We start from the raw sequence: 13,804 nt of genomic DNA on the forward strand, positions 1-13,804 counted from the left end.
GGTACCCGCTCAGTCGAGCAGCACGACCTCGACCTCCGAGCCCGCCGCGACCTCCGTCGTGTCCTCGGGTACCACGATCAGCGCGTTCGCGTGGGCGAGCGCCTTGACCAGGTGCGATCCGGCGCCGCCCACGGGGGTGACCCGGCCGGTGGAGGGGTGGTAGCGGCCGCGCAGGAACTGCCGCCTGCCCTTGGGCGAGGAGGTCAGTCCGCCCTCGCAGACGGCCTGCACGGTCGTCCGGAAGACCGGCTCCACGCCCATGAGGGTGCGGATCGCGGGCCGGACGAACAGCTCGAAGGAGACGTAGGCGCTGACCGGGTTGCCGGGCAGGGCGAGCAGCGGGGTGCGCTCGGGCTCCGGCGGCGCGGCGTCCGCGTCCTCACCACCGCCCTCCGCCTCGCTGCGCGCGCCGACGTCGATGAAGCCGAAGCCCTGCGGCTTGCCGGGCTGCATCGCCAGCTTGCGGAACTCGATCTCCTCGCCGAGGGCCTCCTTCACCACGTCGTACGCGCCGACGCTGACGCCTCCGCTGGTGACCACGAGGTCCGCCCGGATCAGCTGGTCCTCGACGGTGGCCCGGAAGGTCTCGGCGTCGTCCGCGACCGCGCCCACCCGGTAGGACTGGGCGCCGGCCTCGCGGGCGGCGGCCGTGAGCATGTAGCTGTTGGAGTCGTGGATACGGCCCGGGCCCAGCTCCTCGCCCGGCGGGACCAGCTCGCTGCCGGTGGAGACCACGACCACCCGCGGCCGGGGCCGCACCCGTACGGCGGCCCGCCCGACGGCGGCGAGCAGGGCGATCTGCGGCGGGCCCAGCACCGTGCCGGCGCTGAGCGCCAGCTCACCCGCGGCGACGTCGCTGCCCCGGGCGCGGACGTGGTCGCCCGGCCCCACGGGCCGGTAGACCCTGACCTCGCCGCCCACGGCGTCGGGGCTCCGGCTCGCGGCCGGCATGCCGAGTACCGGAGCACCGCCGGTGCCGCCGTCGGTCCACTCGACGGGGACGACGGCCTCGGCACCGGGGGGCAGCGGGGCGCCGGTCATGATCCGGGCGGTCTGCCCGGGCCCCACGGTGGGCAGTTCGCCGCTGCCGGCCGCCACGTCACCGATGACGGTGAGCACGGCCGGATGTGATGCGTCGGCGCCCTGGGTGTCGGTGGTGCGGACCGCGTAGCCGTCCATCGAGCTGTTCGCGAAGGGCGGCAACGCGACCGGCACCATCACGTCCTCGACGAGGACGCACCCCTGCGCGTCGAGGAGTTGCAGCTCGATGGGTTCCAGCGGCTTCAGCTGCCGCAGGATGTTGTCGAGGTGCTCCGAGACGGACCAGACGCGGTCGGCCGTGCCACTGCTCAAGCTTGCATCTCCTCGCTGACATACGTGCGCAGCCAGGACCGAAAGTCCGGGCCCAGGTCATCACGTTCGCATGCCAGTCGGACAATCGCACGCAGGTAGTCGCCACGGTCTCCGGTGTCGTAGCGCCGGCCGGTGAAGATGACACCGTGCACGGGGCCGTCCGGGCCGTCCTGCTGGGCCAGTTCGCGCAGCGCGTCGGTCAGCTGGATCTCACCGCCGCGGCCCGGCTGGGTCTTGCCGAGCACCGCGAAGACCGCCGGGTCCAGCACGTAGCGCCCGATGACGGCGTAGGCGGAGGGGGCCTCGCCCGCCGCGGGCTTCTCGACAAGGTCGGTCACGCGGACCACGTCGTCGGCGGCGGTGGGGACCACGGCGGCGGAGCCGTAGAGGTGGATCTGGCTCGGGTCGACCTCCATCAGCGCGACGACGCTGCCGCCGTACTGCTCCTGCACCTCGATCATGCGGCCGAGCAGCGGGTCCCGGGGGTCGATCAGGTCGTCGCCGAGCAGCACCGCGAAGGGCTGGTCGCCGACGTGCGGCTCGGCGCAGAGCACGGCGTGGCCGAGGCCGCGCGGGTCGCCCTGGCGGACGTAGTGCATGGTGGCCAGGTCGCTGGACTCCTGGACCCTCGCCAGGCGGGCCTCGTCGCCCTTGGCGGTCAGCGCCGACTCGAGCTCGTAGTTGCGGTCGAAGTGGTCCTCGAGCGGACGCTTGTTCCGGCCTGTGATCATGAGGACGTCGGAGAGGTTCGCGGCGACGGCCTCCTCCACGACGTACTGGATGGCGGGCTTGTCGACCACCGGCAGCATTTCCTTGGGAGTCGCCTTCGTGGCGGGCAGGAACCGGGTGCCGAGGCCGGCGGCAGGGATCACAGCCTTGCTGATCCGGGTACGTGCGTGCGTCATGGGACAACGATAACCGCTGTATATGAGGTGAAGATGAAGTTGCGGTTGCTTGATGGGGATAGGCGGCGGTTGCGCGTCAAATGAGTGACAAAAACGTTAACAAGAGGGAGTTGCGGGAGCACCTCCTCCAGGTGAGGCGCGGGTTGACGGCTCATGACCGCACGGTGGCCGAGCGGTCGATCGCGCAACACGCCCTGGATCTGCCGGAATTGTCCGGCGTCCGGACGGTGGCGGCCTATGTGTCGATGGGCGGCGAGCCCGGCACCCGCACACTGCTCGACGTGCTGCGCGAGCGCGGGGAGCGGGTGCTGCTGCCGGTCCTGCTGCCGGACAACGACCTGGACTGGGCCCCGTACGAGGGCTCCGGCGGCCTGGTGCGGACCGCCCGCGGACTGTACGAGCCCACCGGCCCCCGGCTCGGCCCGGCCGCGGTGACCGGGGCGGACGCGGTCCTGCTCCCGGGACTGGCCGTCGACGGCCGGGGGCTGCGGCTGGGCCGCGGCGGGGGCTCGTACGACCGGGTCCTCGCCCGGCTGGACGCGGCGGGGGTGACGCCCGCCCTGGTGGTGCTGCTGTACGCGCACGAGGTGCTGGACCGGGTGCCCGACGAGCCGCACGACCGGCCGGTCGACGCGGTGGTCACCCCGGAGGGCGTACGGCGCTTCGGGAACGGCTGAGGGAGCCGGCGGCCCGTGCGGCAGGCGAGGGAGGGGGCGGGGACGGCTGAGGGGGGCGGGCCCGAGACGGCCCGCCCCCCTCCCGTGCTTGTCGTCGCACGCCGCCCGTGCGGGCTACGGGTTCAGCGTCAGCGTGTCCTCCGTGGCCCCGTCGACCGGCTGCTTGGTGAAGACCCACGGCAGCAGCTCGCCCTTGGCCCACTTGGTGGTCTGGTCGGTGTAGTGCGAGCTGTAGGCGTGGCCCGAGGCTCCGGTCAGGTTGATCCACCGGGACTTGTCGAAGTCGTCGAGCGAGACCACCATCCGCATCGACGGCACCCAGACGACCTCGTAGCCGCCGGCCGCGTTCCAGCCGGTCGCGTTGACCGCGGCCTCACCGCCGCCGAGCTGCCACGGGCCGCGGTTGAGCAGCCACCGGACGACCGCGGGGCCGCCGGTGCCCAGGGTCTGGTTGCGCAGGTCCAGCGTGTGGAGGCGGCCCCAGCTCCAGGTGTCGATGTTCTTGCCGAGCTTCGCGGTCAGCTCGTAGCGGGCGTCCTTCATGGCCTGGGCGAGCAGCTCGTCGCGGGTGGTGCGGGTCCGGCCGCTGTCCTTGTCGTAGAAGGCCGTGGGGGAGGTCGTCCACCACGGGTTGTCCTCGTCGTCCAGGATCGAGCGCACGACCTCGAACCAGCGGTCGCCGCCGTCCGGCTGCGCCTGGTCCGCGGCGCGCCGGCCGCACTCGCGCACCAGCTTGGACGCGCCGTCGAGGTCGTCGACCGGGCCGGACCGGTCGGCGGCCGGGACGGTCAGGCACTGGCCCTCGGGGCGCAGCTCCTTGGGCAGCTTGTTGCCGAAGGCCAGCTTGAGGACGTTGCGCCAGACGGCGTTGAAGTAGGCCGCGGGGGCGGAGTCGGAGTCCTGGTTGTAGTCCCAGCCCTCCAGCAGCTTCTGGGCGTTGCGGACGTAGTCGTCCTTGTCGTCCTTGATGTCGATCTTCAGCAGGTACGGCACAAGGAGCTTGGCGATCTCGCTGCTGTTGTCGCCCTGCATCTCCTGCATGTCGTCCATGGAGACCAGGCCGCCGTCCTTGATCTTGGACTGGACCAGGTCGTTGATCCGCTGGCTGCGGGTGCCGTAGCCCCAGTCCTTGGTGAGCAGGTAGGGGTACTCGTCCTGGTCGACCACGGCCTGGTTGGCGGTGACGATGTAGCCGCGCTTCGGGTCGTGCTCGTACGGCATCGCGGAGAAGGGGATCCACTTCTTCCACTGGTACCGCGGGTCCCAGCCGGGGGCCGGGTAGGTGCCGTCGTAGCCGCTGGCGCGGACCGGGATCCGGCCGGGGGCCTGGTAGCCGATGTGGCCCTTGGCGCCCTCGTTGTCCGCGTAGATCAGGTTCTGGGACGGGACGGCGAAGTCGCGGGCGGCGGCCCGGAACTGTTCCCAGTCGGTCGCCGTGTCGAGCTTGAAGACCGCGTCCATGGTGTTGGACGGGTCCAGCGCCGTCCAGCGCAGGGAGACCGCGTAGCCCTCGCCGCGGTCGGGCGCGGAGTTCGGCACCGGGGCGCGGTTGCCGACGGTGCGCAGCTCGGCGCTGCGGTCGGAGATCACCGGACCGTTCCTGGTGCTGCGCACCGTGATCGTGCGGTCGTCACCGCCGGCGACCTTGATGGTCTCCTTGCGGGTCTTGAAGGACTGCTGCTTGCCGTCGTAGAGGTACGTGTCGGCGGTGACCTTCTCCAGGTAGAGGTCGGTCACGTCGGCACCGAGGTTGGTCATGCCCCAGGCGATCGACTGGTTGTGGCCGATGATCACACCGGGCATGCCGGAGAACGTGTAGCCGGCCACGTCGAAGGGGCAGGCCTCGCCTACGGTGTTGCAGTGCAGGCCCATCTGGTACCAGAGCGAGGGCATCTGCGGGGCCAGGTGCGGATCGTTGGCCAGCAGCGGTTTGCCGGTGGTGGTGTGCTCGCCGGAGACCACCCAGGAGTTGGAGCCGATGCCGTTGCCGTTGGGGCCCAGCAGCGCGGGGATCTGGTCGAGGGTGTCGGAGAGCGAGGCCAGCTGGGACTGGACATTCTGGGTCGCGTCGGAGGTGGAGGCGGCGTCGGTGCCGGTACCGGTCCCCGTGCCATCGCCCGTGCCGTCGCCGGAACCCGTGCCCGTGCCGGTTTCCGTACCGGTTCCCGAGTTCGTGCCCGATTCCGAGGTGGTTCCCGGCGGTTCGTACTCGTCCGTGAGGTCGTTGACCTTCCCGCCCTCGACGATCGGGTGGTTCCGGTCGTACGGGTAGTCGGGGTAGAGCTGTTCGATCTGCTTGCGGCTCAGCCGGCTCGACAGCAGCGAGCGGTCGATCTCGTCCTGCATGTTGCCGCGCAGGTCCCAGGCCATCGCCTTGAGCCAGGCGACCGAGTCGACCGGGGTCCACTTCTGCGGCACGTAGTCGTTGCTGAACTTCAGCGCCGCGTACTCGACCGACAGGTCGGCGCCGGAGTGGCCGTCCAAGTAGGCGTTGACCCCGTCGGAGTAGGCCTGGAGGTACGTCTTCGTGGTGGCCGACAGCTTCTTGTCGTACTCCCGCTGCGCGACCCGGCGCCAGCCGAGCGTGCGCAGGAAGGCGTCGGTCTCGACCTGGCCGCTGCCGAACATCTCCGACAGCCGGCCGGCGGTCAGGTGCCGGCGCACGTCCATCTCGTAGAAGCGGTCCTGGGCCTGGACGTAGCCCTGGGCGCGGAACAGGTCCTCGGCGGTGTCGGCGTAGATCTGCGGGATGCCGTTGCCGTCCCGCTTCACTTGGACGGCGCCGGTCAGGCCCTTGAGCTGCAGGGTTCCGGTGGTCTGCGGGAGGGAGGCGCGGACGGTCGCGACACTCCAGTACGACCCGTAGACGATGCCCGCCACGAGCACGAGCACGACCCCGATCACGATGAGGCGCGTGCGGCGGGACTTCTTCTTGGCGGGCATCGATGTCCTTCGAACGGCAGGGTGGACCGATTGCTAGGGGCCACCTTAGGCGTACCGGCCCGTAGGTCCCCAGGCGGTGTCCTTACCTGTGGACGGAGATCGCCACAACGCCAAGCACAGGTAAAATATTAGGTAAGGCAATGAACTTCGTTGGAAGGACCGGCTCCTGACTGTCGACCGCCTCAATGAACTCCTGCTGGTGTGCGCCCTCGTGCTGCTCATAGCGGTGGTCGCCGTGCGCCTCTCCTCGCGCAGCGGCCTGCCCAGCCTGCTCCTCTATCTGGGCATTGGCGTCGCAATAGGACAGGACGGACTGGGAGTCGCCTTCGACAACGCCGAATTGACACAAGTGTTGGGATATGCCGCACTTGTGGTGATTCTGGCCGAGGGTGGTCTCGGCACCCAGTGGCGGGAGATCAAACCGGCGGTCCCGGCGGCGGCGGTCCTGGCGACCTTCGGCATCGCGGTCAGCGTCGGCATCACGGCCTCGGCGGGGCACTACCTCGTCGGATTGGACTGGCGGCATGCGCTCCTGATCGGCGCGGTCGTCTCGTCCACCGACGCGGCGGCCGTCTTCTCGGTGCTGCGCAGGGTGCCGCTGCCGAGCCGGGTGACCGGTGTGCTCGAGGCGGAGTCCGGCTTCAACGACGCCCCGGTGGTCATCTTGGTGGTCGCCTTCTCCGAGCACTGGCCGGTGCACAACTGGGGGCTGCTGCTGGGCGAGATCGCCCTGGAACTGGCGATCGGCGCCGCGGTCGGCCTGGCCGTCGGCATGCTCGGCGCGTTCGCGATGCGCCACGTCGCGCTGCCCGCCTCCGGCCTCTACCCGATCGCAGTCCTGGCGATCGCCGTCCTCGCCTACGCGGGCGGGGCGCTCGCGCACGGCTCGGGCTTCCTCGCCGTGTACGTCGCCTCCGTCGTGCTGGGCAACGCCAAGCTCCCGCACCGCCCGGCCACCCGGGGCTTCGCGGAGGGGCTGGCCTGGCTGGCGCAGATCGGCCTGTTCGTGCTGCTGGGCCTGCTGGTGACCCCGCACGAACTCGGCGACGACATCGTGCCGGCGCTGGTGGTCGGCCTGGTCCTGACGGTGGTGGCGCGGCCGGTGTCGGTGACGGCAAGCCTGCTGCCGTTCCGCACGCCCTTCCGCGACCAGGTGCTGCTGTCCTGGGCCGGGCTGCGCGGGGCGGTGCCCATCGTCCTGGCGACGATCCCGATGGTGGCGGGCGTCCGGCAGAGCGAGCGCATCTTCAACATCGTCTTCGTCCTGGTGATCGTCTACACCCTCGTGCAGGGTCCGACCCTGCCGTGGGTCGCCCGCCGGCTCCGGCTCGGGGACCCGGGGGCCGCGGAGGACCTGGGGATCGAGTCGGCGCCCCTGGAGCGGCTGCGCGGACACCTGCTGTCGGTACGGATCCCGGAGCACTCGCGCATGCACGGCGTGGAGGTCGGCGAACTGCGCCTGCCCCCGGGCGCGGCGGTCACCCTGGTCGTCCGCGAGGACAGGAGCTTCGTCCCGCTGCCGACGACGGTGCTGCGGCACGGTGACGAACTTCTCGTCGTCGCTACCGACCCGGTGCGGGACAAGGCGGAAGCCCGGCTGCGGGCGGTGGGACGCGGCGGCAAGCTGGCCGGATGGCTGGAATCGGGCGGTGGGGCCGGCCGTTAACATGGCTGACGACAGTCACCACCAACTCTGCCTGACGCAGAGCTGGCGCGACCGCCCGGCGGCCGGAGAGACCCGGTATCTACCTCGGTCATGCGCGAGAGGACAGCTCTCGGCGCACAGGAACGCGACCAAGGCGTCCAGGGTGCGCTACCAGGCGGCGGAAAGGCCCGGCCGTGGCATCCACGGTCACGCGTACGTCCCGTTCGTCCCGATCCTCCCGTCCTTCGGGTTCCTCCCATCCGTCGGGTTCCCCCCGTCCTTCCCGTACCGCGGCGCGCCCGGGATACGGGCAGCTGCTGCGCACGCCGGGTGCGTGGGCCTTCCTGCTGCCCGGGTTCGCCGCGCGCCAGCCCTTCGCGATGCTCACCATCGGCATCGTGCTGCTGGTGCAGCACACCACCGGCTCCTACGGCACCGCCGGTGCCGTCTCGGCCGTCACTGGCGTCGCCATGGCGCTGTTCGCCCCGCTGAGCGGCAAGTTCTCCGACCGCTTCGGCCAGGGCGCCGTGCTGCTGCCCGGGGTGCTCGTCCACGCGGCGTCCGGGACGCTGCTCGCCGTGCTGGCGCTGGCGCACGCGCCGCTGTGGGCGCTGCTGGCGGTGGCGGTGCCCACTGGCGCCTCGGTGCCGCAGGTCGGGCCCATGGTGCGGGCCCGCTGGGCGGCCACGCTGCCGGCCGGGTCGCCGCTGCTGCAGACGGCGGCGGCCTTCGAGTCGGTCACGGACGAGTTCACCTTCGTCATCGGGCCGGTGCTGGCCACGGCGCTGGCCACCGGGGTGCACCCGGCGGCCGGGCTGCTGTCCGAGGCCGTGCTGACGCTGGCCGGTGGACTGCTCTTCGCCGCGCAGCGGCGGACCGCGCCCGCACCGTCCCGGTCCGTCCCCGGGGCCCGGAAGCGGGAGGCCTCGGCGCTGACCGTGCCCGGTGTGCGGGGGCTGGCCGTGGCCTTCCTCGGGATCGGCGCCGTCTTCGGCGGCATGCAGGTCTCCATGACGGCCTTCACGCAGGAGATCGGGAGGCCCGGCATCAACGGCCTGCTCTACGGGACGTTCGCGGCCGGGAACATGCTCGCTGGCATCGCGTGCGGCGCCGTCGCCTGGAAGTCCGGACCCAAGCGGCGCATGGTGGTCGGCTACACGGCGCTGTCCCTGGCCACCTCGATGCTGTGGGCGGCGCACGCCGTGCCGCTGCTGGGCGGGCTCGGGCTGCTGGTCGGACTCACCATCGCCCCGGCCCTGATCACCGGCTACACCCTGGTCGACGCACTCGTGCCGGCGGGGATCCGTACCGAGGCCTTCACCTGGCTGACCGGCGCGGTGGCGCTGGGCCAGGCGGCGGCCGCCACCGCCGCCGGGCGGCTGGCCGACGGGCTCGGGGCGAGCGCCGGGTTCACCGTGCCGCTGGTGGGCACCGGCCTGGCACTCGTCACGCTGCTCGTGCTGCGTGATCGGCTCGCGCCGAGGCAGCCCGAAGTGGTCGCGGCGCGCGGCGCCGGAACCGGCCACGGCAGTGGCATCGGTCACCGAGAGCCGGTCACGGTGGACTGAGGCCTCGGAATGCTGCACTATTGACCGTCGTTAGCACTCAATGAGTCAGAGTGCCAGGAGGAGCAAGTGCCGACGTACCAGTACCAGTGCACCGCCTGCGGCGAGGGCCTCGAGGCGGTGCAGAAGTTCACCGACGACCCGCTGACCGAGTGCCCGGCTTGCAACGGCCGGCTGCGCAAGGTCTTCTCCGCGGTCGGCGTCGTCTTCAAGGGATCCGGCTTCTACCGGACCGACAGTCGCGGCTCGTCGTCCAGCAGCACGCCGGCCGCCAAGAGCAGCGGCTCGGAGTCGAAGTCCTCTTCGGACTCGAAGAGCAGCGGCTCGGCCGGCTCAACCGGCTCCTCCAGCGGCTCCTCCAGCTCGGCGAGCACCTCGGCCGCCTGAGCGGAGTCCACGGCACCCTCGCCTGGTGAAGGCCCCCGTCGCGGGCGACGGGGGCCTTCGGCGTGCCCACACGACCGGTTTCGTGCTGCAGCGCCGAGGCCTCCGGTCGCAGACTGGAGACATGCTGAGTGGTTGGGTCGTCGACCGGCCCGGACCCATGGTCACGGAGCCACTGGTGCGCGTCGGACGCCCCAAGCCGGTGCCCGGACCGCGTGAACTGCTGCTGCGCGTGGAGGCGTGCGGCGTGTGCCGCACCGACCTGCACCTGGCGGAGGGGGACCTGCCGCCGCACCGCCGGGAGACCGTCCCCGGACACGAGGTGGTGGGGCGGGTCATCGGCACCGGCGAGCAGGCCTGCCGCTTCGCCGAGGGCGACCGGGTGGGCGTCGCCTGGCTCCGCGGCACGTGCGGGAACTGCGCCTACTGCCTGACCGGCCGCGAGAACCTGTGCCCGTACTCGCTCTACACCGGCTGGGACGCCGACGGCGGCTTCGCCGACTTCACCACCGTGCCCGAGGACTACGCCTACGCACTGCCCGAGGACGCCGACGGCCGCGACGCCGTGCACCTGGCGCCCCTGCTGTGCGCGGGCATCATCGGCTACCGCGCCCTGCGCCGCAGCGACCTGCCGGCCGGCGGGCGGCTGGGCATCTACGGCTTCGGCGCGTCCGCGCACATCGCCGCCCAGGTCGCGCTGGCCGAGGGGGCGACCGTGCACGTACTGACCCGGTCGGAGCCGGCGCGGGAGCTCGCGCTGGAGCTCGGTGCCGCCTCCGCGGGCGCGGCGGCGGGCCGGCCACCGGAGCCGTTGGACGCGGCCATCCTCTTCGCCCCGGTCGGCGACCTGGTGCAGCCCGCCCTGGAGGCCCTGGACCGGGGCGGCACGCTGGCGATCGCGGGCATCCACCTCAGCGACATCCCGGCACTGAACTACCAGCGCCATCTGTTCCAGGAACGCAGTCTGCGCAGCGTCACCTCCAACACACGACAGGACGGACAGGAGTTCCTGGCCCTGGCCGCCAGGATCGGGATCCGGGTAACCGCCACCCCCTATCCCCTGGACCACGCGGACCGGGCGCTGTCCGACCTGGCCGCCGACCGCATCAACGGTGCGGCGGTCCTGGTGCCGGGCTGAGAGGTGGGCGGGGCCGTGGGTGGTGCCGTGGGTGGTGCCGAACGGGACGGGTGGGGGGGACGGGTGGGGAGACGGGACGGGTGGGGACGGAGCCGAGCGACAGCGAGAAGGAGGCACCGCCATGGACACCACCCACGGACCGGTCGTGGTCGGCACGGACGGCTCGCCCCGCGCCACCGCTGCGGTGATGTGGGCCGCCGGTGAGGCCGTGCTGCGCGATCGCCCGCTGCACATCCTGCACGCGGCCGGCATCGAGACCCGTTCCGGCAGAGCCCTGTCCCCCCAGACCGCACAGCTGGTCCTCGACGGAGGCCGCGCCCTGCTGGACGAAGCGGCGGCTTCGGCCACCGGCCGCTATCCGGACCTGGCGGTCTCCACCTCACTCGGCAAGGGCAAGCCCGCCGAAAGTCTGCTGGACCAGTCCCTGGCGGAGGGCCTGACCGTCGTCGGCTGCCGTGGACGCGGTGGCTTCCACGCACTGCTGCTGGGCTCGGTCGGGCTGCGGGTGGCGACCCAGGCGCGCGGGCCCGTGGTCGTCGTGCGGGGCAGCGAGCAGCCCTCCACCGGTGTCGTCCTGGTCGGGATCCGGGACGAGACCGATCTGGCCACCGTGCGCTTCGCCGCCGACGAGGCCCGGCTGCGGAAGGCCACCCTGCGTCTCCTGACCGCATGGAGCCTGCTCGGGGCCGTGGGCGAGATGGTGCCGGGGCTGGACGACGCCACGTCCGTCGGTGACCGGGAGGCAGCGGCGGAGCAGCATGTCGCCGACACGATCCGCGAGGAGTATCCGGACATCACCGTGACCGTGGACCTGGTCAAGGCCTCCTCCGCGAGCGGTGCCCTGGTGGATGCCTCGGCCCATGCCGATCTGCTCGTCGCAGGTGCCCGACGGCATCAGCGCTCCAGCGGCCGGCTGGCCCATGTGACCCACGCCGTGCTGCACCACGCACACTGTCCCGTGGCCGTCTTCCACCACGCCTGACCCCGGTACCCCTCGGCGGGCGGACCGCGAAGGCCTCTCCGCGCGCTACGCGGTGCGTATGAGGCTGCCCGTGATGTGGGTGGGGACGATGCGTATCCACAGATCGTCCTCACCCCCGGACCACGGGCCGGGGTGGGCCTCCAGGACGCGGGCGTCCTCGGGATCGACGACGTGCTCGGCGACCCCGAGGACGAGCACGCTCCATCCCGCGCTGAGGCAGGCGTCGAGCTGATCGATCTCGAAGGCGACCTCGCTGCCCTGGGCGAGGGACGGGGGCGCGTCCGCGGCCGTGCGGTAGACAATGGCCCCGTCGACGACCGCGTAGTTCACCGGGACGACCGCGGGGTGGCCGCCGCAGGTGGTGAGCGCGATCCTGCCGACGTCATGGCCGGAGAGCCGGGTCCAGCACTCCTGCGACAGCAATTCCTCCATCACCGGCGGGCCGACGGCCTCCGTCTCCCCGGGGACGTGCTCGGCGTCGCCCCCCAGGAGGTGGCTGGCGGTGGTCCGCAGCGCCCCCGCGAGCCGGAGCAGGGCGTTGGTCCCGATGGTGTGATGGCACTGCTCCTCCACGTACCGCACGTAGCTCGGCGTCATACCGGCCTTGGCGGCCACTTCCTCGCGGCTGAGCCCCAGTTGTTCCCGCCGCTGCGCGACGCGACGGCTGACGTCCCCCGGATGGGCTCTCGACCTCTCGGACGGGCCGTCGCGCAATGACTGCCTGGGCACGTCGACCACCTCCCGCTCTCGGGCTCGGACGCTTCGGTTCGTTACCAGCAAGCACACCACCGCGGGCGCCGCGCCGCCAGACCCGCCCGGTCCATCCCCTCGAACGGGTGACCGAGTTATCCACAACCGGTCGGTACTCCACAGGCCGCCGGGGGGCGGCGCCGCGATGCGTCATGGTGGTCCTGCCAGGCCGGATGCGCCGGCGGACGAGGGCCCGATGACGGGGGTGGTCGAGATGGTGGACAGCGGTGGATGCGCGCTGTGGACGGACGGCGGTGACGTGCCGGTGCCGCCGGCGGGCGCGGGGGTGGGCGCGCCCGCCCCGTGCGTGGTTCCGGTGTTCGCACCGATCAGGGCGGGTGGCGGGCGGCACCGGTTGCGGCGCGCGCTGCGCCGGCGGCGGCGGATGATGGCCGCGGGCCTGGCGATGACCGCGGCCGCGCTGGCCGCCGCGGCGCCCCGTACTGATCCGCAGCACGGCCGGGCCGGGCGGGAGGGCCCCGCTCCGGCGCCCGCCGCGGCCGCGCGGGACATGGTGCGGGCGCCGGTGCGCATCGCGGACGCTGCGGCCGCCGGGCTGCTGCGGCCCGGTGACCGGGTGGACATCCTCGCGGCGGCACGCGTGGTGGCCCGCGGGGCGCCCGTGGTGACCGTGCCCTCCTCCGCCGACGGCGCCCCGGGTGGCGGGGCGACCGGCGTGGACGGGGGCGGGTTCGGAGGCGGTGCGCTCATCGTGCTGTCGGTCCCGCGCCGGACGGCGGCGGCGCTGTCCGGCGCCGCGGCCACCTCGCCCCTGGCGGTGGCGCTGCGCTAGCCGCACTCCGTGAGAAAGGCAACCGGCGGGGAGGCCCGCGGCGCCACCCCTTACCCTCGGAGGCCGAACCGCTCACCCACCTCCGTCACCGCCGGCCCCCACGCCGGCGGCGCCCGGCGGACACCACCAGGCCCCACGGGTCCCCGGGCCGAACTGCACGGTCGTTCTTCGAAAGGAAATCGTCCCTTGAAGGGCTTCAAAGCCTTCCTGCTGCGTGGCAACGTCGTCGAGCTCGCTGTGGCGGTCGTCGTCGGCGCCGCGTTCAGCAAGATCGTCGACGCGTTCGTGAAGGGCCTCATCAACCCGGTGATCGGTGCCATCGGCACCAAGAACCTCGACGGCTACACCCTCTGCATCGAGTCGCCCTGCACCGTCGTCAACGGCGAGCTCACGAAGGGCGTGGGCCTCCTGTGGGGCGCGGTCGCCGGCGCGGCACTGACGTTCCTCATCACGGCGGCGGTCGTGTACTTCCTGCTGATCCTGCCGATGAACAAGCTCAACGAGCGGCGCAAGGAGGGCAAGGAAGCGGCGGTGGCCGGCCCGACGGAGCTGGAGCTGCTGACCGAGATACGCGACCTGCTCGCCCGCCAGCAGCAGGGCCACGGCGGCGCTCCCGGCATCCCCTCCCCCTACGGCGGCCACAGCGGTACCAACCGGACGCATCCGTAG

Annotated in this window: 12 protein-coding genes; 8 read left to right on the plus strand and 4 right to left on the minus strand. The window is 72.2% G+C overall.

Going from position 1 to position 13,804, the window contains the following annotated elements; genetic code table 11:
* Positions 1–9: 9 nt before the first annotated feature.
* Both AC1VWI_RS19700 and AC1VWI_RS19705 read right to left on the minus strand, forming a co-directional pair.
* Positions 10–1,353 (minus strand): molybdopterin molybdotransferase MoeA, encoded by a 1,344-nt coding sequence (locus AC1VWI_RS19700; protein WP_499512328.1) that lies wholly within the window; start codon positions 1,351–1,353, stop codon positions 10–12.
* Entirely contained in the window at positions 1,350–2,258 is a 909-nt protein-coding gene (locus AC1VWI_RS19705) for a UTP--glucose-1-phosphate uridylyltransferase (protein WP_499512329.1), read from the minus strand. The genes AC1VWI_RS19700 and AC1VWI_RS19705 overlap by 4 nt, the downstream gene beginning before the upstream one ends.
* Positions 2,259–2,338: 80 nt before the next feature.
* On the opposite strand from AC1VWI_RS19705, the gene AC1VWI_RS19710 reads away from it, so the two are divergent.
* Positions 2,339–2,935, plus strand: a complete 597-nt coding sequence (locus AC1VWI_RS19710) for a 5-formyltetrahydrofolate cyclo-ligase (protein WP_499512330.1) — start codon at positions 2,339–2,341, stop codon at positions 2,933–2,935.
* 114 nt (positions 2,936–3,049) lie between these two features.
* Here AC1VWI_RS19710 and AC1VWI_RS19715 read toward each other — a convergent pair whose 3' ends face one another.
* Positions 3,050–5,878: a penicillin acylase family protein gene (locus tag AC1VWI_RS19715; protein ID WP_499512331.1), complete on the minus strand. Its 2,829-nt coding sequence runs from the start codon at positions 5,876–5,878 to the stop codon at positions 3,050–3,052.
* A gap of 166 nt (positions 5,879–6,044) precedes the next feature.
* Between AC1VWI_RS19715 and AC1VWI_RS19720 the strand changes: the two genes are divergently transcribed.
* From AC1VWI_RS19720 to AC1VWI_RS19740, 5 genes are all read left to right on the plus strand, one after another.
* Positions 6,045–7,544: a potassium/proton antiporter gene (locus AC1VWI_RS19720; RefSeq protein ID WP_499516862.1), complete on the plus strand. Its 1,500-nt coding sequence runs from the start codon at positions 6,045–6,047 to the stop codon at positions 7,542–7,544.
* 173 nt (positions 7,545–7,717) lie between these two features.
* Complete coding sequence (locus AC1VWI_RS19725) at positions 7,718–9,091, plus strand: MFS transporter (protein ID WP_499512332.1); 1,374 nt, start codon at positions 7,718–7,720, stop codon at positions 9,089–9,091.
* A 66-nt stretch (positions 9,092–9,157) separates the two neighbouring features.
* A complete protein-coding gene (locus AC1VWI_RS19730; RefSeq protein WP_499512333.1) occupies positions 9,158–9,475 on the plus strand; it encodes an FmdB family zinc ribbon protein in 318 nt (105 codons plus the stop codon).
* 121 nt (positions 9,476–9,596) lie between these two features.
* Positions 9,597–10,610, plus strand: coding sequence for a zinc-dependent alcohol dehydrogenase family protein (locus tag AC1VWI_RS19735; RefSeq protein ID WP_499512334.1), 1,014 nt, complete (start codon positions 9,597–9,599; stop codon positions 10,608–10,610).
* Positions 10,611–10,731: 121 nt separating this feature from the next.
* A complete protein-coding gene (locus AC1VWI_RS19740) occupies positions 10,732–11,592 on the plus strand; it encodes a universal stress protein (protein WP_499512335.1) in 861 nt (286 codons plus the stop codon).
* 45 nt (positions 11,593–11,637) lie between these two features.
* On the opposite strand, the gene AC1VWI_RS19745 is transcribed toward AC1VWI_RS19740, so the two are convergent.
* Entirely contained in the window at positions 11,638–12,321 is a 684-nt protein-coding gene (locus tag AC1VWI_RS19745) for a helix-turn-helix domain-containing protein (RefSeq protein ID WP_499512336.1), read from the minus strand.
* Positions 12,322–12,538: 217 nt separating this feature from the next.
* On the opposite strand from AC1VWI_RS19745, the gene AC1VWI_RS19750 reads away from it, so the two are divergent.
* On the plus strand, positions 12,539–13,135 hold the full coding sequence (locus AC1VWI_RS19750; RefSeq protein ID WP_499512337.1) for a hypothetical protein: 597 nt from the start codon (positions 12,539–12,541) through the stop codon (positions 13,133–13,135).
* A gap of 186 nt (positions 13,136–13,321) precedes the next feature.
* Positions 13,322–13,804 (plus strand): large conductance mechanosensitive channel protein MscL, encoded by a 483-nt coding sequence (gene mscL, locus AC1VWI_RS19755; protein ID WP_499512338.1) that lies wholly within the window; start codon positions 13,322–13,324, stop codon positions 13,802–13,804.

It is taken from the genome of Streptomyces sp. TOM-9 (assembly GCF_056858595.1).

Bases quoted from the DNA above. Each gene is read 5' to 3' on its own strand.
- AC1VWI_RS19710 (WP_499512330.1), top strand. From the start codon at position 2,339: ATGAGTGACAAAAACGTTAACAAGAGGGAGTTGCGGGAGCACCTCCTC.
- AC1VWI_RS19705 (WP_499512329.1), bottom strand. From the start codon at position 2,258: ATGACGCACGCACGTACCCGGATCAGCAAGGCTGTGATCCCTGCCGCC.
- AC1VWI_RS19750 (WP_499512337.1), top strand. From the start codon at position 12,539: ATGACGGGGGTGGTCGAGATGGTGGACAGCGGTGGATGCGCGCTGTGG.
- AC1VWI_RS19715 (WP_499512331.1), bottom strand. From the start codon at position 5,878: ATGCCCGCCAAGAAGAAGTCCCGCCGCACGCGCCTCATCGTGATCGGG.
- AC1VWI_RS19735 (WP_499512334.1), top strand. From the start codon at position 9,597: ATGCTGAGTGGTTGGGTCGTCGACCGGCCCGGACCCATGGTCACGGAG.
- AC1VWI_RS19740 (WP_499512335.1), top strand. From the start codon at position 10,732: ATGGACACCACCCACGGACCGGTCGTGGTCGGCACGGACGGCTCGCCC.